At 73.8% G+C, this 19616-nt stretch carries 15 protein-coding genes; 7 read left to right on the top strand and 8 right to left on the bottom strand.

Annotation, left to right across the window (positions count from 1 at the left end; genetic code table 11):
* Window positions 1-338 precede the first annotated feature (338 nt).
* Entirely contained in the window at window positions 339-725 is a 387-nt protein-coding gene (locus ACLQ2R_RS39255; RefSeq protein ID WP_425966503.1) for a Zn-ribbon domain-containing OB-fold protein, read from the bottom strand.
* 3 nt (window positions 726-728) lie between these two features.
* The gene (locus tag ACLQ2R_RS39250; RefSeq protein ID WP_425966502.1) at window positions 729-1886 is read right to left on the bottom strand and encodes a thiolase C-terminal domain-containing protein; all 1158 of its coding nucleotides are present in this window, start codon (window positions 1884-1886) and stop codon (window positions 729-731) included.
* Between the two features lie 303 nt (window positions 1887-2189).
* On the opposite strand from ACLQ2R_RS39250, the gene ACLQ2R_RS39245 reads away from it, so the two are divergent.
* The 5 genes from ACLQ2R_RS39245 to ACLQ2R_RS39225 all read left to right on the top strand — a co-directional run bounded on the left by ACLQ2R_RS39245 (window position 2190) and on the right by ACLQ2R_RS39225 (window position 9733).
* On the top strand, window positions 2190-2852 hold the full coding sequence (locus ACLQ2R_RS39245; protein WP_425966501.1) for a flavin reductase family protein: 663 nt from the start codon (window positions 2190-2192) through the stop codon (window positions 2850-2852).
* Window positions 2853-2916: 64 nt separating this feature from the next.
* The gene (locus ACLQ2R_RS39240) at window positions 2917-4131 is read left to right on the top strand and encodes an acyl-CoA dehydrogenase family protein (protein WP_425966500.1); all 1215 of its coding nucleotides are present in this window, start codon (window positions 2917-2919) and stop codon (window positions 4129-4131) included.
* A 129-nt stretch (window positions 4132-4260) separates the two neighbouring features.
* Window positions 4261-5040, top strand: a complete 780-nt coding sequence (locus ACLQ2R_RS39235; RefSeq protein ID WP_425966499.1) for an SDR family oxidoreductase — start codon at window positions 4261-4263, stop codon at window positions 5038-5040.
* Between the two features lie 244 nt (window positions 5041-5284).
* Complete coding sequence (locus ACLQ2R_RS39230; RefSeq protein WP_425966498.1) at window positions 5285-8470, top strand: ATP-binding protein; 3186 nt, start codon at window positions 5285-5287, stop codon at window positions 8468-8470.
* A 24-nt stretch (window positions 8471-8494) separates the two neighbouring features.
* The gene (locus tag ACLQ2R_RS39225) at window positions 8495-9733 is read left to right on the top strand and encodes an FAD-dependent monooxygenase (protein ID WP_425966497.1); all 1239 of its coding nucleotides are present in this window, start codon (window positions 8495-8497) and stop codon (window positions 9731-9733) included.
* Between the two features lie 197 nt (window positions 9734-9930).
* On the opposite strand, the gene ACLQ2R_RS39220 is transcribed toward ACLQ2R_RS39225, so the two are convergent.
* Window positions 9931-10674, bottom strand: a complete 744-nt coding sequence (locus ACLQ2R_RS39220; RefSeq protein WP_425966496.1) for an SDR family oxidoreductase — start codon at window positions 10672-10674, stop codon at window positions 9931-9933.
* A gap of 277 nt (window positions 10675-10951) precedes the next feature.
* On the opposite strand from ACLQ2R_RS39220, the gene ACLQ2R_RS39215 reads away from it, so the two are divergent.
* Window positions 10952-12250: a DUF2252 domain-containing protein gene (locus ACLQ2R_RS39215; protein WP_425966495.1), complete on the top strand. Its 1299-nt coding sequence runs from the start codon at window positions 10952-10954 to the stop codon at window positions 12248-12250.
* Here ACLQ2R_RS39215 and ACLQ2R_RS39210 read toward each other — a convergent pair.
* Genes ACLQ2R_RS39210 through ACLQ2R_RS39190 form a run of 5 tightly spaced genes read right to left on the bottom strand, consistent with a single transcriptional unit; the run spans window position 12222 to window position 18172 of the window.
* Window positions 12222-13208 carry an ABC transporter ATP-binding protein gene (locus ACLQ2R_RS39210; RefSeq protein WP_425966494.1) on the bottom strand — a complete coding sequence of 329 codons (987 nt, stop codon included), beginning with the start codon at window positions 13206-13208 and terminating at the stop codon, window positions 12222-12224. The genes ACLQ2R_RS39215 and ACLQ2R_RS39210 overlap by 29 nt on opposite strands.
* Window positions 13205-14371 carry an ABC transporter ATP-binding protein gene (locus ACLQ2R_RS39205; RefSeq protein ID WP_425966493.1) on the bottom strand — a complete coding sequence of 389 codons (1167 nt, stop codon included), beginning with the start codon at window positions 14369-14371 and terminating at the stop codon, window positions 13205-13207. Before ACLQ2R_RS39205 ends, ACLQ2R_RS39210 begins: the two co-directional genes overlap by 4 nt.
* Complete coding sequence (locus ACLQ2R_RS39200; protein ID WP_425966492.1) at window positions 14368-15267, bottom strand: ABC transporter permease; 900 nt, start codon at window positions 15265-15267, stop codon at window positions 14368-14370. The genes ACLQ2R_RS39205 and ACLQ2R_RS39200 overlap by 4 nt, the downstream gene beginning before the upstream one ends.
* Entirely contained in the window at window positions 15264-16469 is a 1206-nt protein-coding gene (locus ACLQ2R_RS39195) for an ABC transporter permease (protein WP_425966504.1), read from the bottom strand. The genes ACLQ2R_RS39200 and ACLQ2R_RS39195 overlap by 4 nt, the downstream gene beginning before the upstream one ends.
* A 5-nt stretch (window positions 16470-16474) precedes the next feature.
* The gene (locus ACLQ2R_RS39190; RefSeq protein ID WP_425966491.1) at window positions 16475-18172 is read right to left on the bottom strand and encodes an ABC transporter substrate-binding protein; all 1698 of its coding nucleotides are present in this window, start codon (window positions 18170-18172) and stop codon (window positions 16475-16477) included.
* A 462-nt stretch (window positions 18173-18634) separates the two neighbouring features.
* Here ACLQ2R_RS39190 and ACLQ2R_RS39185 point away from each other — a divergent pair, with 462 nt between their 5' ends.
* The gene (locus ACLQ2R_RS39185) at window positions 18635-19396 is read left to right on the top strand and encodes an SDR family oxidoreductase (protein WP_425966490.1); all 762 of its coding nucleotides are present in this window, start codon (window positions 18635-18637) and stop codon (window positions 19394-19396) included.
* Window positions 19397-19616 lie beyond the last annotated feature (220 nt).

Here is a 19616-nt window from a genome sequence, read left to right as displayed (position 1 = left end):
CCACCTCCGGGGCTCGATCATGTGGCTGAAACTCCTCACCTCAACCACATGATCCGAACCTCGAACAGTTCCTAGCGGCCGAGGACCCCATCCCTCGCCGGGGTCCTCCGCCGCCGCGCCGGAGCGGAACGCGTCCTGGCGGGTCCCCCACGCCCGCCAGGGCGCGCTTCCCCCTCGGAGGCGCTCCTGAGGGACAGGGGCCCGCCGGGACGCATCTGCACGGCCCCTGGACCGCTCCGGCCCTCCGATCCCCGGCCCCGGCCGCTCCGCCCCTCACTCACGGCCCGCCGCCGTCCCCGGCCCCGGTTCGCTCCGGCTCCCCGTTCCCGGTCCGGTTTTCAGCCGAGCGGGCACCAGTCGACCAGCGAGAGTTCCTCGTCCACCTCGGTGAGACGGGCACGGACGGCCATGCCGTCGGCCGGAGGTCCCTGCGCCCGCCAGTTGCCGTACATCACGCACTCGGGCGCCTCGTCCAGGCGCACCCGCACCACCACGTAGGGCTCGGTCGTCCCGGCGAGGAAGGGCTGGTGGCTGACGATCCAGCTCTCCACCCGGCCGACGGGGGCGATCGGCTCCCAGTGCCAGCCGCGGGTCCTGCACCGGTGGCAGTAGGCGCGGGCGGGGAACCGCACCGTGGCGCAGGAGTCGCATCGCTGGAGCACGAACTCCCCTCGGGCGACCCGCTCCCACCACTCCGACGAGTCGCGGTCGACGACGGGACGCATCGCTCAGCCCTTCCGCAGGATGAGGGCGGACGTGGCGGGCAGGATGTAGCCGGGCTGGGCGGTCGAGAGCGCCACCTCGGCGCCGCGTACCTGCCTGTCGCCGGCGTCCCCCCGCAGTTGCGAGACCGCCTCGGCGATGTGGTTGATGCCGTGCACGTACCCCTCCGACAGGAACCCGCCGTGCGTGTTCACCGGCAGCTCGCCGCCGGGCCCGACGGCGCCCGAGGCGACGTACGGGCCCCCCTCCCCCTTGGCGCAGAAGCCGTAGTCCTCCAGTTGCACGATCACCGAGTAGGTGAAGCAGTCGTAGATCTCGGCCACGTCGATGTCGGCGGGTCCCACGCCCGCCTGGCGGTACAGGCGCGGGGCCAGCTCGGCCGCGCTCGTCGTCGTGGTGTCCGCCCGGCCTCCGGACAGGAAGGAGTCGCCGCCGCCCCACGCCGCCGCCGAGACGAGCACCGGCGGCCTGCGCAGGTCCGCGGCGCGCTCGGCGCCGGTGACGACGAGCGCGCAGGCGCCGTCGGTCTCCAGGCAGCAGTCGAGCAGCCGGAACGGCTCGGCGATCCATCGTCCGGCCAGGTGGTCGTCCAGGGTGATCGGGGTGCGCATCAGCGCGCGGGGATTCCTCACCGCGTTGGCGCGCTGGATCACCGCCAGCCGCCCGAAGTGCTCGGGGAGCGTGCCGTACCTCGACATGTGGGCGCGGGCGAACATCGCGTACTGCTGCGGGGGCGCCACGTAGCCGTAGGGCGCCTGGTACTGGACCTCCGGGCTGACCGGTAGCGCCCGGCCGGTCCCGCCCATCCGGAACTCCGAGCGCGCGTTGATCGCCCGGTAGCAGACGACGGTCTCGGCGACCCCCGCCGCGACCGCGAGGGCGGCCTGGCCGACCACCGAATGGGAGACGCTGCCCCCGCCGAACTGGTCGAGGTACCAGGACGGCTCGTGGATGCCGAGTGCCGGGCCGACCAGGCTCGGTGCCGCCGAGTCGCCGACCCGGTGGGTGGCGATGCCGTCGACGTCGTCGGCCGTCAGCCCCGCGTCGTCCAGCGCGGCCAGGACGGCCTCGCAGGCCAGGGTGAGGGTGCTGACCCCGGAGTTCCTGGAGAACCGGGTGTAGCCGACGCCGGCCACGGCCGTCCTGTCCCGGAACCCGCCCACACGCACCCCCGATCACAAGCAAGCGCTTGGCCAGAGGCTAGGCCGGGCGGATCGCGGGTGTCAACGCCCCCGGAGCCGCGCGGAGCGCCGCCGCCGACGGGAGCCTGGCAGGTGGCGTGCGTCGACATCGACCGGAGCCGAGGGGTCACGGACGTCGACGCCGGTCGGCGCCGGGGACTTTTCCGGCTTCCCCTGTAATCCAAGCAAGCGCTTGGTACTATTTCTTCAGACGGCCGGACGCGTCGTCCGCCGCCGAACTCCATCGGAGGCCGATCGGGCGCGATCGAGGAGGCGAGTCCTACCATGAGCACTCACGCGACCCGGCTGCCCGCGGCAGGCGGCCGCCCGTGCGCCGGTGTGGCCGGGCGCGGCACCACCGCCAACGGAGTCGCCATGCACAGTGGCCTTTCGCAGGGACCGTCTGACAGCGCCGGCGATCCCGTCGCCAGGAGGACCGAGGGGCCGGAGGTCAACGGCCTGGGCCCCGACGTGGACGGGCGGAGGTTCCGCTCCGTGCTCGGCCACTTCGCCACCGGCGTGGTGGCCATCACCGCCGTGGACCCGGGAACGGGCGCGCCGTGCGGGCTGGCGGCCAACTCCTTCACCTCGGTGTCGCTGAGCCCTCCGCTGGTCGCCTTCTGCGTGGCCCACACCAGCACGAGCTGGCCGCGGCTGCGCGCCGCCGGGAACCTCACGGTCAACGTGCTGGCCGAGCACCAGCAGTCCGTCTGCGCCGCGCTGGCCGGCCGGGGCGGCGACAAGTTCGCCGGGATCGGCTGGACCTCCTCCCCCGGAGGCAACCCGGTGATCGACGACACCCTGGCCTGGATCGACTGCTCGGTCGAGGCCGAGTACCCGGCCGGTGACCACCTCATCGTCGTCGCCCGCGTCCACCGGCTCGGCGTCCAGGGGGAGGGCGGCCCGCTGCTGTTCTTCAAGGGCGGCTACGGCCGCTTCCATGCCTGACGCGACCGGCCCGTCCGAGCCTGACGCGACCGGCCCGTCCATGCCTGACCCGACCGGCCCGTCCATGCCTGACGTGACCGGCCCGTCCGAGCCTGACCCGACCGGTCCGTCCGGGAGAAGCGGGAGAAGCGGGGGGAGCCTGCGCGAGGAGGCGCGCTCCTGGCTGGAGGAGAACCTCACCGGCGAGTTCGCGCACGCCCGCGGGCTGGGCGGGCCGGGCCGCGAGCACGAGGGCCACGAGATCCGCCTGGCCTGGGAGCGCAGGCTGGGCGAGGCCGGATGGACCTGCCTGGGCTGGCCGGGACGGTACGGCGGCCGGGACGCCTCCCTGGCCGACCAGGTCGCCTTCCACGAGGAGTACGCCCGCGCCGACGCACCGACCAGGGTCGGGCACATCGGGGAGGGACTGATCGGGCCGACCATTCTCGACCACGGCACCGAGGAGCAGCGGCGGCGCTTCCTGCCGCCCATCCGGCGGGGCGAGGAGCTGTGGTGCCAGGGCTACTCGGAACCGGAGGCCGGCTCGGACCTGGCCGGCATCCGGACCCGGGCGCGCCTGGAGGGCGGCGAGTGGGTCGTCACCGGCCAGAAGGTGTGGACCTCCCTGGCCCACGTGGCCGACTGGTGCTTCCTGCTCGCCAGGACCGAGCCCGGCTCGGAACGGCACCGGGGCCTGTCGTACCTGCTGGTCCCGATGGACCAGCCGGGGATCGAGGTACGGCCCATCCGCCAGCTCACCGGCACCGGCGAGTTCAACGAGGTCTTCCTCGACGGCGCCCGCACCGCCGCCGGCAACATCCTGGGCGCCCCGGGCGAGGGATGGCGGGTCGCGATGGCCACCCTCGGCTACGAGCGCGGCGCCTCCACCCTGGGACAGCAGATCGGCTTCCGACGGGAGTTCGCCCAGGTCGTGGCCACCGCCAGGCGTACCGGCACCGCACGGGACCCCGTACTGCGCGACCGGCTGGTGCGGTCGTGGCTGGAGCTGGAGATCATGCGGTTCAACGCGTTGCGCACCATGACCTCGCTCTCGGCCGGGGAGCCGGGCCCGGAGGTGTCGATCGGCAAGCTCTACTGGTCGGAGTGGCACCGGCGGCTGGGCGAGCTGGCCCAGGCCGCGCAGGGACGGGAGGGCCTGGTCGCCGACGCGGCCCCGTACGAGCTCAACGCGCTGCAGCGGCTCTACCTGTTCAGCCGTGCCGACACCATCTACGCCGGTTCCAGCGAGATCCAGCGCAACATCATCGCCGAGCGCACCCTGGGCCTGCCCAAGGGGTGAGGCGGCCACCGGACCGGCGCGCCTTTCCGACCGCCCCCTCTCCGGGGCCTCTCCCGGAGCCGCCCGGCCACGGTCCCGCCCCGACGTGACCACCGAACCGCCCGACCGGAACCGCCGAACGGAGCCCTCATGGCGACACCTCCCCCCTACCCCCGCGCCCACGGCCTGCTCGACGGGAAGGTCACGCTGGTCACCGCGGCGGCCGGGACGGGCATCGGGTACGCCACCGCCAGGCGCTGCGCCGAGGAGGGCGCGACCGTGGTCGTCTCCGACCGGCACGAGCGGCGGCTGGGCGAGGCCGCGGAGGCGCTGGCCGCGCTGACGGGGGTCGCACCGCTCGCGGTGCCGTGCGACGTCACCTCGGAGGCGGCCGTGCAGGCCATGTTCGACGCGGTGACCGAGGCCCACGGACGGGTGGACGTGGTGGTCAACAACGCGGGCCTCGGCGGTACGGCACGGCTCGCGGACATGACCGACGAGCAGTGGGACGCCGTCCTGGACGTGACCCTCACCGGCACGATGCGCTGCACCCGGGCGGCCCTGCGGCGGATGCTCCCCCGCGGCTCGGGGGTGATCGTCAACAACTCCTCGGTGATCGGCTGGCGGGCGCAGGAGGGGCAGGCGCACTACGCCGCCGCCAAGGCCGGGGTGATGGCCCTGACCAGGTGCGCCGCCCTGGAGGCGGCCCCGCACGGCGTCCGGGTCAACGCGGTTGCCCCCTCGCTGGTCATGCACCCCTTCCTGTCCAGGGTCACCGGCGAGGAACTGCTCGCCGAGCTGACCGCGCGCGAGGCGTTCGGCCGCTCGGCCGAACCGTGGGAGGTGGCCAACGTGATCGTCTTCCTGGCCAGCGAGTACTCGACGTACATGACCGGAGAGATCGTCTCGGTCTCCGACCGGCACCCGTGAGGAAGCACCGCAAGGCCACACCGGATCCGCGGCAGAACACGCGACGCCTCACGAGACCCGCGACAAAGCATGCGACGCCCTGAGGGACCCGTAAGGGAGCCGCCAAACCCACACGAGACCCGCAAGGAAGCACGCGACGCTCTGAGAGCTGTCGAACCCACACGAGACCCGTGAAAGAGCTCCCGGACCCCCGCGAGACCCACAGGGGAACACGCCACCTCCCGCGAGGGAAGACAATTGCCCCATGCGGTTCGGGATCCTTGGCACCACGCGGATGTGGGACGACGACGGCGGCGAGGTCCGCGTCGGCGGCCCCGCCCGGCGGGCGCTGCTCGCCCTGCTGCTCGCCCGCGCCGGTGAGACGGTGCCGGCCGACCTCCTGGTGGACGACCTCTACGCCCACCGGCCGCCGGGCGGAACGGCGCACGCCCTGCAGTCGCAGGTGTCGCGCCTGCGCCAGGTCCTGGGCGGGCACGCCGCGATCGAGGCGGTCCCGTCCGGCTACCGGCTCGCCGTCGATCCCGGCGACCTCGACGCGTACCGTTTCGAGTCGCTGGCCGACGAGGGACGGGCCGCCCTGGGCGACGGCGACCCGGCGCGGGCCGCCGCGCTGCTGCGCGAGGCCCTGGACCTGTGGCGGGGACCCGCGCTCGCCGACGTCGCGGACGCCGCCTCGGTGCGGGCCCTGGCCGCGCGGCTGGAGGAGCGCGGGCTCGGCGCCCTGGAGGACCGGATCGAGGCCGACCTGCGGCGGGGCGAGCACCGGGCCGCCGTCCCCGAGCTGCGGGAGCTGGCCGACCGCCACCCGCTGCGGGAGAGGATCCGCGGCCTGCTCATGCGCGCACTCCAGGCGGGCGGCAGGCAGGCCGAGGCCCTGCTCGTCTTCGAGGAGACGCGGCGGCTGCTGGCCGACGAGCTCGGCGCCGACCCCTCCGCGGAGCTGGCGGACGTCCACCGGGAGCTGCTGCGGGGCGAGCGGCCGTACGAGCCGCCCGCCCCACCGGCGCAGCTGACCAGCTTCGTGGGCCGCGCGGAGGACCTGGCCAGGGTCTCCGCGCTGCTCAGGGACACGCGCCTGGTCACCCTCGTCGGCCCCGGCGGGGCGGGCAAGACCAGGCTGTCGATCGAGGTCGCGGGCGGCCTGCCGGACGTCTGCTTCGTCGAACTGGCCGCGGTGGGCGACGGGCGGCAGGTGCCGGGGGCCCTGCTCGGCGCGCTCGGCCTGCGCGAGGGCGGCCTGCTCGCCCCGGCGGGCGCGGCGGAGCCCGTCCCCAGGCTGCTCGCGGCGCTGGCCGGCAGGCCGGCGCTGCTCGTCCTCGACAACTGCGAGCACGTCGTCGAGGAGGTCGCGGACCTGGTCGGGCGGCTGCTCGCCGGGTGCCCGCGGCTGCGCGTCCTGGCGACGAGCCGGGAGCCGCTCGGCATCACCGGCGAGAACCTGTGGCCGGTACGGCCGCTCGGCCCGCTCCCGGCCGCGCGGCTCTTCACCGACCGGGTCGCGGCCGTGCGGCCCGATCTCGTCCTGGACGAGGCGGCGGCCGAGAGCGTGCGGCGGATCTGCCTCGGGCTCGACGGCCTGCCGCTGGCCATCGAGCTGGCCGCCGCCAGGGCGCGCACCTACGACCTCGCCGAGCTCGCCGCCCGCCTGGACGACCGCTTCCGCCTGCTGTCGCGGGGCAGCCGCACGGCCGACGCCAGGCACCGCACGCTGCGGGCGGTCGTGGCGTGGAGCTGGGACCTGCTGCCGGAGCCCGAACGGGTGATGGCCAGGCGCCTGACGGTCTTCGCGGGGGGCGTGAGCGCGGCGGCGGCGGAGCGGGTCTGCGGGACGCCCGACGCCGAGGACCTGCTCGGCTCCCTGGCCGACAAGTCCCTGCTGGAGGTGAGCGGCGGGCGCTACCGGATGCTCGACACCATCCACGCGTACTGCGCCGAACGGCTGGAGGAGGCCGGGGAGACCGAGACGCTGCGGCGCGCGCACGCGGACCACTTCCTGGACCTGGCGCGGACCGCGGGCCCGCACCTGCGGCGCTCGGAGCAGCTGCGGTGGCTGGAGGCGCTCGTCGCCGAGCACGCCGACCTCCAGGCGGCGCTGCGCCGGGCCGTCGAGGCCGGGTGGACCGTGCTCGCCCTCGAACTGCTGGCCTGGCTGTCGCCGTACCTGTGGATGCGCGGCATGCGCGGCCTGGCGGTGGCACCGGCGGCGGCGCTGCTGGACCTGGTCGGCGACGGCCCTCCCCCGGGGCACGGGGACGAGTACGTGCTCTGCGCCCTGGCGGCGGCGTCGGGGGAGGCCGGAAGGCCGGCGTGGGAGCGTCACCGGGCGACGGCCGGGGCGGTCGCGGCCGACCCGGACCGGCCGCGCCGTCACCCGATCATCACCCTCCTCTGGCCCATGATCACTTCCAGCTCGGGGGACTCCAGCGTCGCCCTGGCGCTGATCGACCGCGGGCGGGCGAGCGGCGACCCCTGGGAGAGGGCCGTGGTGCACCTGCTGTCGGGATACCCGCGGCTCGGGACCGGGGACCTGGCGGGGGCCGAGGGGGAGTTCACCTCGGCCACCGACGCCTTCCGCTCGCTGGGCGACGCGTGGGGGACGTCACTGGCCCTGGACGCGCTGGCCGGCCTGGCGTCCCTGGGCGGCGACCCCGGCAAGGCGATCGCCCTGGTCGACGAGGCCCTGGCCCTGACCGAGCGGCTCGGCTCGGTCGAGGACGTCCCGGACATGCTCTGCGGCCGGGCCGACTACCACGTCCAGGCGGTGCGGACCGGGAGGGACCCGGCGAGCACCGGCCTGACGAGGGCCCGCGCCGACTACGAGCGGGCCGCCGAGATCGCCCGCCACGCGGGCAGTCTCACCTACCTGGCCGCGGCGTTGCGCGGTCTGGGCGACATCGCGCGGCTGGAGGGCGACACGGCCGGGGCGCGGCTGCTGTACGAGCAGGCGCTCGAACGGTTCGAGACGGACTGGGTCAGGAGCGCGGGGAACCGGACGGCCGCGCTCTTCGGGCTCGGCAGGATCGCCGAGGCCGCGGGCGACCTGGAGGAGGCCCGCGCCCTGCACCGGCGGGCGCTCGGGGTGGCGGCGGAGACGGGGGCGATCACCGAGAGCGCCCGCCCCGTGGAGGCCCTGGCGGGCATCGCCGTGCGCGGGGGCGACGCCAGGACCGCCGCCCTGCTGCTCGGCGCGGCCGTCGCCCTGCGCGGCGTCGCCGTCGATGACGACCCGGAGGTCTCCGGTACGGCCGCCGCCGCGCGGGCCGCGCTTGGCGCGACGCGGTACGACGACGCCCGCCGCGAGGGCACGCGGCTGTCGGGGCTGGACGCGCTCCGCCTGGCCGGTGTCCCCGAGGCGGCCGTCCTGGCGTCCCCGCTCACCGGTTCGCGAGACCACGGCGAAGGCGGTGAGCGAGCGGTGAGCGGGCGGTGAGCGCCCTTCGGCAGGCTCGTCCCCATGAACACCACACCCCGCCCGAAGAACGCGAACATCCTGATCTCCGGGGCCGGCGTCGCCGGTCCGGCGCTGGCCCACTGGCTGCACCGCCACGGCTTCACCCCCACGATCGTGGAGCGCGCCCCCGGTGTCCGCGACGGCGGCTACGCGGTCGACTTCCGCGGCGAGGCGCACCTCACCATGCTCGACCGGATGGGGATCCTGGACGACATCCGGCGCGAGCGGACGAACATGGGCGCGATGACGTACGTCGACGAGAACGGCAGGAAGCTCGCCGCCATGCCCGCCGACGTCTTCAGCGGCGACCTGGAGATCCTGCGCGGCGACCTGGGACGCATCCTGTACGAGCACACCCGCGAGCACGTCGAGTACGTCTTCGACGACTCCGTCACCGCGATCGACGACGACGGCACGGGCGTCCGGGTCACCTTCGAGCGGAGCGCGCCGCGCGTGTTCGACCTGGTCGTGGGGGCCGACGGGCTGCACTCCAACGTCCGTGCGCTGACGTTCGGCCCGGAGTCGGGGTTCGTGCGGGAGATGGGCCTGTACTGCGCCGTCTTCACCACCGCCAACCACCTGGGCCTCGACCACAGCGGGCTCATGCACAACACCCCCGGCAAGCTCATCGGCATGTACAGCGCCCGGGGGAACACCGAGGCCAAGGCGACGTTCTACTTCGCCTCCCCCGAGCTGACCTACGACCGCCGCGACGTCGAGGCGCAGAAGCGGATCGTCGCCGAGGCGTTCGCCGGGGTCGGCTGGGAGGCGCCCCGGCTGCTGAGGGAGATGGAGGACGCGAAGGACTTCTACTTCGACTCGATCAGCCAGGTGCACATGGACACCTGGTCGCGCGGCCGGTCCGTGCTGCTCGGGGACGCGGCCTACTGCGCCTCGCCGCTGTCGGGCATGGGCACCGGCCTGTCCATGATCGGCGCCTACGTCCTCGCCGGTGAGCTGGCCGCCGCCGGGGGCGACCACCGCGTGGGCTTCGCCCGCTACGAGGAGGCCATGCGCGCGTACGTGAAGGGCTGCCAGAAGGCGGGCGACGGGGTGGGCAAGTGGATGGTCCCCGACAGCCGGTTCATGTCCTGGTTCGTCAACCAGAACTACAGGCTCCTGCCCTACGTCCCCTGGAAGGGCCTGATCGCCAAGGGCGTCAGGAAGACGGCGAACGCCATCACCCTGAAGGACTACGAGGCCCGGGACGTGCCGGGGGGACCGGGCGGCACGTCCCGCTGACCCGCGACCGTGCCGTGGAACCCCTCACCGGACCCTTCACGGGGCCCCTCGGGAGGCACGTCCCGCCGCCCCGCGACCGTGTCGTGGAACCCCTCACCGGACCGTTCACGAGACCCTTCACGGAGCCCCTCGGGAGGCCCTCCTCGCGAAGCCGCCCTCCCGCCGGGCCGTTCTCGTCGTTCTCCCCGTTCTCCCCGTCAGAGGAGGCCGCCGTCGGCGTGGACGTTCTGGCCGGTGAGCCAGCGGCCGTCCGGGCCCACCAGGAAGGCCACGACGTCGGCGACGTCGGCCGGGGCGCCCAGGCGGCCCAGCGGGGTCATGGCGGCCATCTGGTCCAGGATCCTGGCGGGGTTGGTGGCGCGCAGCAGGTCGGTGTCGGTGGCGCCCGGGGAGACCGTGTTGACGGTGATGCCCCGCCCGCCCAGCTCGCGGGCCGCGACGGCGGTCAGCTGCTCCAGGGCCCCCTTGCTCGTCACGTAGGGGGTGCTGCCGGGGGCGGCGCGGACCGTGTTCACGGTGGAGATGTTGACCACGCGCCCGCCGTCGCGCATGTGCCGGGCGGCGTGGCGGACGGTCAGGAAGGGGGCCTTGGCGTTGACCGTCATGGCACGGTCCCAGGACTCCTCGGTGGTCTCGGCGAGGGGGGCCGGGGTGAAGCTCAGCGCGGCGTTGTTGACCAGGATGTCGAGGCCGCCGAGAAGCTCCCCGGCGGTCTCCATCAGCCGCTCGGCGGCACCCGGCTCGACGAGGTCGGCCTGGACGGCGCGGGCGCTCCCGCCCGCCTCCTTGACCGTACGCTCCACGTCGGCCGCGGCCGCGGCGTCACGCGCGTAGCTGAAGACGACGTCCGCCCCGTCGCGGGCGAGACGCTCCACGATCGCACGGCCGATGCCCCGGGACCCCCCGGTGACCACGGCCGCCCTGCCCTCCAGCACCGCCATGCGAACCTCCACATCACGCGATCCGGTCGTTCCCGGACACTGGTGTCCCGATGCCCCGACACTATGATCATCCGGCACGGCTGTCGACACCCTTCCCGAACCTTTCCGGCCCGCGACACGGCCCACGGCACGGCCCGCGGCACGGCCCGCGACACGGCCTTTCCGGCCCACGGACCGCCGCCGCGGGGCGGGCCGCGGCGCCGGGGATTGGCGCGTTCCAGATTCGTGCGGCCCCGGGACTGGCGCAGTCCCGCCCGTACGCCCTACGGTGCGCACCATGACCACCGATGGGCGCTCGGCGCACATTCTCGACGTCCTGATCACCGAGTTCGGCGACTCCATGCGGCGCGACCCGGCCGCCTTCCGGCGCAAGTTCCGCAAGATGGCCGCCTCGCCCTTCGCCTTCTACCGCGGCAGCGCCAGCCTGTTCTACGCGGACATGACCGGCGCGTTCGCCGACGATGCCTTCCTCGACGCGCCGACCAGGCGCGTCTGGATCCACGGCGACCTGCACGCCGAGAACTTCGGCACCTACATGAACGCCTCCGGCGTCCTGGTCTTCAACGTCAACGACTTCGACGAGGCCTACGTCGGCCCCTACATCTGGGACCTGCGGCGGTTCGTGGCCAGCGTCGCGCTCATCGGGTACGCCAAGGCGCTGTCGGACGACGTCATCACCGGCCTGGTGACCGGCTTCGCCTCCTCCTACCTCACCGAGCTGACCGGCATCTCGCACGGCGGGGACGACGCGATCGGCTCGCTGACCCTGGACACCACGAGCGGCGTGCTCCACCGGGTGCTGCAGCACGCCCGGCTGAACACCCGGGTGGCGCTGCTGGAGCTGGAGACGACCGTCGAGAACTTCGACCGCAGGTTCGCCGCGATGGACGGCCGGTACCCGGTGGACGCCGACACCCGCCGCGCCGTGGAGGCGGCCTTCCAGGACTACCTGACGACGCTCCCGGCGACCTCGGAGATCGAGCACAGGATCAAGGACTTCGCGCTCCGCACCGGCGTCGGGATCGGCTCGGCCGGGCTGCCCTCGTACAACATGCTGCTGGAGGGGCACACCCAGGCGCTGGAGAACGACGTCGTCCTCTACATGAAGCAGGCGCAGGTCCCGGCCGTGGCGCGCCACATCGACGACGAGAAGGTGCACGGCCACTTCGAGCACCAGGGTCACCGCACGGCCGAGTCGCAGCGGGCCCTGCAGGCCTACGCCGACCCCTGGCTCGGCTACACCACGCTGAACGGCGTCGGCCAGCTCGTCGCCGAGGTATCCCCCTACTCGGCCGACCTGGACTGGGGTGACGTCAACGAGCCCGACGAGCTCGCCTCGGTGATCGGCGACCTGGGCCGGGCGGTGGCCAGGATGCACTCGGTGGCCGACGACGAGTCCAGCCACGACCTGGTCGACTTCTCCACCGAGGACGCCATCGTGGCCGTGATCGGCGGCGACGCCGAGGGCTTCACCCGCACGCTCGTCGACTTCGCCCACGCCTACGGGGCTCGGGCCAGGGTCGATCACGGCCTCTTCGTGGACCTGTTCAGGAACGGCCGCCTGCCCGGCCTCTGAGGATGGTGGCCTCGGCGTGGTGACAGGCGACGTGCGCGCCGGGCGAGGACGGCAGGACCGGTGGCGCCAGGGACGTGCACGCCCCGTCGACCCCCGCGTCGGCCGCCGCGCCCGAGGCCAGCACCGGGCAGCGCGGATGGAAGCGGCAGCCCGCGGGGACGCGGGTGGCGTCCGGCGGCTCCCCGCCGAGCACCACCGGCGACGGCGCGTCCGGCAGGACCGACAGCAGCGCCCGGGTGTAGGGGTGCGACGGCGCGGTGAGGACGTGCTCCACCGGCCCGGACTCGACGATCCTGCCGAGGTACATCACCGCGACGCGGTCGGCGATGTTCCAGGCCAACCCGAGGTCGTGGGTGACGACCAGGGCCGACAGGCCGAGCTCGGCGCGCAGGCGCAGCAGCAGGGCGAGGATCTCCCCGCGTACCGAGGCGTCCAGCGAGGCCACCGGCTCGTCGGCGACCAGCACCCTGGGCTCCAGCGCCAGCGCCCCGGCGATGACGACGCGCTGGCGCTGCCCGCCGGACAGCTCGTGCGGGTGGCGGCCGAAGAACCGTTCGGGGGGACGCAGCCCGGCCCGCGACAGCGCCGACGCGACGCGCTCCTCCTCGCCGGGCAGGCGGTGGATGCGCGGCCCCTCGGCCACCGCCTCGTAGACGGTGTGGCGGGGGTCGAGCGCCCCGGTGGGGTCCTGGAGCACGAGCTGCACCTCGCGCCGGTAGGCCTTCAGGGCGCGCGAGGAGTAGTTCAGCGGGGTGCCGCCGTAGCGGACCGAGCCCGAGACGGGCCGTTCCAGGCCGAGCAGGGTGCGGGCCAGCGTCGTCTTGCCGCAGCCGGACTCGCCGACCAGCGCGACGATCTCCCCCTCGGCCAGGGCGAGGTTCACCCCGTCCACCGCGCGCGCCCTGCGCCCGCGCGAGACGAACTCCACGCGCAGGTCCCGCGCCTCCAGCAGGGTCACCGCGCCTCCTCGCCGACGTGCACGCACGCGGCGACGTGCGGCCGCGCCCGCCCGGCCGGGGTGGCGTCGTCCACGGTACGACCGTCCCGGGCGCCGCCCGGGGCGCGCGCGGTCACCGGCCGGAGCTCGATCGGTTCCGACGCGCACGAGAGGAGCGGGACCGGGCAGCGGGGGTGGAAGGAACACCCCGGGGGCAGGCGCGCCGGGTCGGGCGGGTCGCCGCCCAGCCCCCGGGGCGCCCTCCTGGAGGAGGGGTCGCCGACGGTGGGGAACGCCTCGGCCAGCGCCCTGCCGTAGGGGTGCGCGGCGGCGCGGAAGACCTGCCGCGCCGGACCGGACTCGACCACGCGCCCCGCGTACATGATCGCCAGCTGGTCGCACGTGGAGGCCAGCACCGACAGGTCGTGGGAGATCATCATGAGGCCGATCCCGTGCTCGGCGACGAGCGAGCGGATCAGCATGAGGACCTGCGCCTGGATCATCACGTCCAGGGCGGTGGTCGGCTCGTCGGCGATGATCAGGCGGGGCGAGCAGGCGAGCGCCATGGCGATCATCACGCGCTGGCGCTGCCCGCCGGACAGCTCGTGCGGGTGGCCGCGCGCCCGCCAGGCCGGCAGGCCGACCTGTTCCAGCAGTTCCGCCGTCCTGCGCCCGGCCTCGGCCCGGGTGGCCGTGCCGTGCACGAGCAGCGGCTCGGCGATCTGGTCGCCGATCCTGCGCACCGGGTTCAGCGCGTGCTGGGCACCCTGGAAGACCACCGAGGCCGACGCCCAGCGGACGGCGCGGAGCCGCCCCCAGTTCATGCCGAGCACGTCCTCGCCCTCCAGCAGGATCCGCCCGGACACCCGCGCGTCCCGGGGCAGCAGCCGCAGCAGGGACATGGCCAGCGTCGACTTGCCCGATCCGGACTCCCCGGCCACGCCGAGCGCCTCGCCCGCGTCCAGGGCCAGGGAGACGCCTCGCACGGCGGGCACGTCACCGGTCGCGCCCCGGTAGGTCACCGACACGTCCCGCAGCTCCAGCAGCCCCGCCGGCTCGTTCGCCGGCCTGTCCGCGGGGCCGTTCGCCGCCCCGTTCGCCGGGCCTTTCGCCGCGAGTCTCTCCAGGCCGGTCATCGGGCCGCCCGCGAGGTGGCTCACCGGGTCGCCCAGGGGGTCGCTCATCGGGTCGCCCCCCGCAACCGCGGGTTGAGCACGGTCTCCATGGCGCGCCCGCAGAGGGTGAACGCCAATACCACCGCGACGATGCACAGGCCCGGTGGCAGCACGTACCACCAGGCGCCCGAGGTGGCCGCCCCCCAGTCGTAGGAGCCGCGCAGCATGCCGCCCCAGGAGACCTGGCCCGACCCCGCGCCCAGGAAGGCCAGGGTGGACTCGGCGACGATGGCGCTCGCCACCGTCAGCGTGGTGTTGGCCAGCACCAGCGGGGCGACGTTCGGCAGCACGTGCCGGGTCATGACGTGCCAGTGCCCGCCCCCCAGGGCCTTCGACCTCTCGATGTACGGCCTGGCCTCGACCGTCAGCGTCTGGGCCCGGATCAGCCGGGCCGTGGAGGCCCACGAGGTCACCCCGATCGCCAGGATGACCGTGGACGCGCCGCCGCCGAGGACGGCCGCGAGCACCATGGCCAGGACCAGCGAGGGCAACACCAGGAACCAGTCGGTGACGCGCATCAGCACGGCCCCCACCGGGCCGCGGAAGTGCCCGGCGGCGATCCCGAAGACCGTGCCGATCACCATGCTGAGCAGGGCCGAGACGAATCCGATGAGCAGCGAGACGCGCGAGCCCCACAGCAGCATGAGCAGGACCGAGCGGCCCGACTCGTCGGTGCCGAGCGGGAAGCCCGCGCTCGGGGGCGCCATCGCCGCCCCCGTGGTCCCGGTGACGTCCATCCCGGACGGGTCGGTGACCAGGGGCGTCACCAGTGCCGCCAGGACGGCCGCCAGCAGGATCGCCGCCCCGTACATCCCGGCGCGGTCGCGCGCGTACGCGCGGCAGAACCGGGCCAGGGCGGCACGACGGCGGGTACGGGCGATGCTGCGCGGCGCCTGGAGGATCACGCCGACCTCACTCTCGGGTCCAGGACGTGGTAGACCACGTCCGCCAGCGTGTTCATGACGATCACCGCGACGCAGACGAGCATGAAGGTGCCCTGCATGACCGCGTAGTCGGGTCCCCTGATGGCCTCGACGAACAGCAGGCCCAGGCCGGGCCAGGAGTAGACGAACTCCACCGAGACCGCGCCGCCCACCACGAACCCGATCTGCATGAAGACCAGCGTCACCGTGGGCAGGAGCGCGTTCGGCACGGCGTGGCGGCGCCGGACCTCGCCGTCGCGCAGGCCCTTGGCGCGGGCGGTGGTCACGTAGTCCTGGCCGATCTCCTCCAGCAGCGACGACCGCATGACCAGCATGTACTGGGCGTAGACGATGGCGACCAGGGTGAGGCAGGGCAGCACCAGGTGGTGGGCGACGTGCAGCAGGTACAGCGGCCCGCCGGGCGCGTCGACGTCCTGCATGCCCCGGGTGGGGAACAGGCCGGGCACCGGGCCCGCGCCCGCGGCCAGGACCATGAGCAGCAGCAGGCCCAGCCAGAAGGTCGGCACCGACCACAGGGTCAGCGCGGTTCCCGTGGCCAGGCGGTCGAACCGGCCGCCGTGCCGCCAGGCGGCCCTGGTGCCCTGCCACATGCCCAGGGCCACCGCGACGGCCAGCCCGGCGCCCACCAGCAGCAGCGTGGGACCCACCCGTTCGGCGATCAGCTCGGTGACCGGGCGCCGGTACTCGTAGGAGGTGCCCAGGTCCAGCCGCAGGGTGCGCCAGGCGAAGTCGAGGAACTGCTCGCCCAGCGGCCGGTCCAGCCCCAGCCGCCTGCGGAGCAGGTCGAGCTGTTCGGGGGTGACCGGCACGTCGCGGGTGTAGGCGATGGTCGGATCGCCGGGGATGAGGCGGAACAGGAAGAAGGTGGCGACGACCACCAGCGCGATGCTGAGCAGTGCCCCGCCGAGCTTGACCAGCGCGTAGCGCGCCAGGGCCCTGCGGGCGGCGCGCGGCTCCTCCCGCTCCTCCCGCCTGTCCCGCTCGTCCTGTTCGTCCTGTTCGGACGGCCGTTCGTTCTCGTCGCCCCGCCCGGGGAGCCGCGCCGAGACCAGCGCCGAGACCAGCTTCGAGATCCGTCGCGGGAGGCGCGCCGAGATCCGCGCGGGGACCCGCGCCGGGGTCCGCGCGGGGGGCCGGGCCGGGGGTCGTGCCGAGGTCCGCATCGACGTCACTCGCGGTCGTCGGCCGAGGCGCGGCGGCGCCTGACGAGCAGGACGCCCCCGGCGGCGAGGGCCAGCGCGGCGATCGCCGCCACGGCCACGGCGGTGCCGGTGCCGTTCCCCTCCGGGACGGCGGGGCGCTCCACCGCGCGCAGGGAGTAGACCGGCCAGTAGCCGCTCCCGCCGTACAGCAGCCCCCGGTCCTTCGGGATCGGGGTGATGGAGGCGATCCTGTCCCTGCGGTAGCCCTCCAGGTTGTTCGGGTAGTAGAGCGCGATGACCGGGGCCTCGGTGTAGAGGCGCCGCTGCATCTGTTTGATCAGTCCCACCCGTTCTGCCCGGTCCAGCTCGGCCAGTTGCGCCCCGTACAGCCGCTCGTACTCGTCGTCGCAGAAGAACGACTCGGTGCCGCCGCCCTGGCCGCTCGCGGTGGGCCTGCGGCTGCACAGGTGGGTGGCCAGCACCTCCTCCGGGTCCGGGTTGACCGACCAGCCGCTGATCGCGATGTCGTACAGGGCCGTGCTCCCGGTCTCCTCGGTGTAGCGGTTGGCGTCGATCCTGCGGACGGTCAGCCGGATGCCGATGTCGCGCAGCCAGCCGGTCAGGTACTGGGCGATCTTCTCCTCGACGGGCTCCTCGGTGCGGACGCTGAACCGCATCTCCAGCGCGCGCCCGCCGCCGGGCATGGTCCGCACCCCGTCGGCGCCCTTGGCGTACCCGGCCTCGTCGAGGATGCGCCCGGCCTCGGCCGGGTCGAAGGCGACGGCCTCGTCGCCCTCGGCCTTCCAGAAGAACTCCCGGTACATCGGCGGGACGATCGAGCCGTCGGCAGGGACGGCGAGCCCGTTCTGCACCTGCTCGACGAGCGTCCGCTTGTCGATCGCGTGGTGGATGGCCCGGCGCACCCTGGCGTCCTTCAGCGCGGGGTGCCCGTCGCCGATCGGCTCGCCGTCGGAGGTCGCCGCGCCCGGGTTGAGCTGCAGGTAGGCGGCCCGGCGGCCCTGGGTGTTCCACGGCACGATGTCGGGGTGACCGGCGACGGCCTGGAACTGCGGGGGCGCCAGCCTGCCGATCCAGTCGACGTCGCCCTTCCGCAGACCGGCGATCGCCGCCTCGGGGTTCTCGTAGAAGACGACGTGCAGCTCGTCGATCGCGGGGGCCCCGCGCCAGTACGACGGGTTGGCCCGCAGCCTCACGTACGCGTTCTTCCTGTGCTCGACCGGGATGTAGGGACCGCTGCCGACCGCCGGATAGGTCTCGTTCTCGAACGCGGCGATGTCGCCGACGCCCTCCCAGACGTGCCTGGGCATGATCGGGATCGGCAGCTCCAGCATCGAGGCCTGCGGCTTTTTCGTCCTGATGACCAGGGTCCGGTCGCCGGACGCGGTGACGGCGGCGAAGTTCTCCACGGCGGGGCCGTTCGCCGTCCTGGCCGCGTCGTCCGTCATGATCTTGTTGAAGGTCCAGGCCGCGTCGTGGGCGGTGACGGGCCGCCCGTCCGACCAGGTGGCCCCGGCCCGCATGGTGAACGTCCAGGTCAGCCTGTCGGGCGAGGTCTTCCACGACTCGGCGAGGTCGGGGCTCGGCGCGAGGGTCACGGGGTCGGGGGTGGTGAGCTGGCCGTAGGTCCAGCGGTGGATCGACGTGGAGATCAGCCTGACCGCCAGGAACGGGTTCATCGAGTCCACGCTCTGGACGGCACCCATGCGGACGACCTTCTTCTGCGGCGCGGCCCTGTCGTTTCCCGTTCGCCCGGCGGTGAGCGCTTCCCGGACATGGGAGGAGGCCGGGCTCTCAGTGTGAGCCGAGGCGTGGGCGGGGTTCGAGGCGTGGGCGGGCGCCGGTGTCCGCGCCGGGGGGAGGATCGAGATCGTCAGTGCCAGACCGAGTACCGCCACGCGCGCCCCCGTGCCCACCATGGTCGTGTCCCACCTCCGCGTCGCCGACCCCTGACATACGAAGGCACACCATCCGAACAGGTTCTGTCAATGCGCCTTGGAAGATTGTTTCATTCTCTTTTTGTTGGGCGGCTTTATTTTGAGGACGTTTCTCGCGTAGCGGCACGAAGGGCAGGAAAGTCCGCGTCCGTGGGCACCCGGGAGCGGAAGAAAAAGGAACCGACCAGTCGGTATGGACGGGGTCGCGGGGCGTGCGGCATGCTACCGAACATGACTCTGTTCTCGGTGGAAGGCAAGACCGTCGTCGTCACCGGCGGCTCCCGGGGGATCGGCCGGATGATCGCGGCCGGATTCGTCGACGCGGGGGCCACGGTGTACATCTCCTCGCGGAAGGCGGCCGAGGTCGAGAAGACCGCCGCGGAACTGGGGTGCGTCGCCGTACCGGCCGACCTGTCCACCGACGAGGGGGTCTCGGCGCTGTTCGAGGCGGTCTCCGCGCGTGAGTCCCGCCTGGACGTGCTGGTCAACAACGCCGGGGCGACCTGGGGTGCGCCGCTGGAGGAGTACCCCGGGCAGGCGTTCGACAAGCTCTGGGGGATCAACGTCAAGGGCGTGTTCTACCTGACCCAGCGGTTCCTGCCGCTGCTGCGCGCCGCTGCCAGCCCGGAGGACCCGGCCAGGGTGATCAACATCGGCTCGGTGGACGGCATCCGGGTGCCCTCGATGGAGAACTACGCGTACTCGGCCGCCAAGGCCGCCGTGCACATGCTCACCCGGCACCTGTCCCAGCGCCTCGCCAAGGAGTCGATCACGGTCAACGCGATCGCCCCGGGGCCGTTCGAGTCGAAGATGATGGCGTTCGCCCTCAAGGACCCGGAGATGCGCGCGGCCGTGGCGTCTCACGTCCCGCTGGGCAGGATCGGCAGCCCCGACGACATGGCGGGCGCCGCGATCTTCCTGTCCTCGCGGGCCGGCGCGTACCTCACCGGGACCGTGATCCCGGTGGACGGCGGCATCTCCGGCCACGCGTAGGCGAGTCCCACCCGCACCATCCGTAACGAAGGTGTAGAACTTCGACCTTGCCGCACCCCCGTCGAGGTGTCAGCTTTGCCTCATGTTGAAGCGTTTCGCGGTGGTGGGGGCGGGGCGGGGGGGGGGGGGGCCCCCCCCCCCCCCCACGGCCCGCGAGATGACCGGGAAGCGGGGATTCGCCCAGGTCGACGTCGCCGCCGCCGAGGGCGTCTCCCAGGAG

This window comes from Streptosporangium sp. DT93 (genome assembly GCF_049844535.1).
Taxonomy (GTDB): Bacteria; Actinomycetota; Actinomycetes; order Streptosporangiales; family Streptosporangiaceae; genus Streptosporangium.
The sequence above is the reverse complement of the archived record's forward strand: the minus strand, read 5'-3'. Positions and strand labels throughout refer to the sequence as shown.

What these genes read in the sequence shown, in the direction of transcription:
- ACLQ2R_RS39240 (WP_425966500.1), top strand. Translation starts at nt 2,917, where the DNA reads ATGCCTGACGTGACCGGCCCGTCCGAGCCTGACCCGACCGGTCCGTCC.
- ACLQ2R_RS39185 (WP_425966490.1), top strand. Translation starts at nt 18,635, where the DNA reads ATGACTCTGTTCTCGGTGGAAGGCAAGACCGTCGTCGTCACCGGCGGC.
- ACLQ2R_RS39225 (WP_425966497.1), top strand. Translation starts at nt 8,495, where the DNA reads ATGAACACCACACCCCGCCCGAAGAACGCGAACATCCTGATCTCCGGG.
- ACLQ2R_RS39215 (WP_425966495.1), top strand. Translation starts at nt 10,952, where the DNA reads ATGACCACCGATGGGCGCTCGGCGCACATTCTCGACGTCCTGATCACC.
- ACLQ2R_RS39220 (WP_425966496.1), bottom strand. Translation starts at nt 10,674, where the DNA reads ATGGCGGTGCTGGAGGGCAGGGCGGCCGTGGTCACCGGGGGGTCCCGG.
- ACLQ2R_RS39245 (WP_425966501.1), top strand. Translation starts at nt 2,190, where the DNA reads ATGAGCACTCACGCGACCCGGCTGCCCGCGGCAGGCGGCCGCCCGTGC.
- ACLQ2R_RS39255 (WP_425966503.1), bottom strand. Translation starts at nt 725, where the DNA reads ATGCGTCCCGTCGTCGACCGCGACTCGTCGGAGTGGTGGGAGCGGGTC.
- ACLQ2R_RS39230 (WP_425966498.1), top strand. Translation starts at nt 5,285, where the DNA reads ATGCGGTTCGGGATCCTTGGCACCACGCGGATGTGGGACGACGACGGC.
- ACLQ2R_RS39190 (WP_425966491.1), bottom strand. Translation starts at nt 18,172, where the DNA reads ATGGGTGCCGTCCAGAGCGTGGACTCGATGAACCCGTTCCTGGCGGTC.
- ACLQ2R_RS39235 (WP_425966499.1), top strand. Translation starts at nt 4,261, where the DNA reads ATGGCGACACCTCCCCCCTACCCCCGCGCCCACGGCCTGCTCGACGGG.
- ACLQ2R_RS39205 (WP_425966493.1), bottom strand. Translation starts at nt 14,371, where the DNA reads ATGAGCGACCCCCTGGGCGACCCGGTGAGCCACCTCGCGGGCGGCCCG.
- ACLQ2R_RS39195 (WP_425966504.1), bottom strand. Translation starts at nt 16,469, where the DNA reads ATGCGGACCTCGGCACGACCCCCGGCCCGGCCCCCCGCGCGGACCCCG.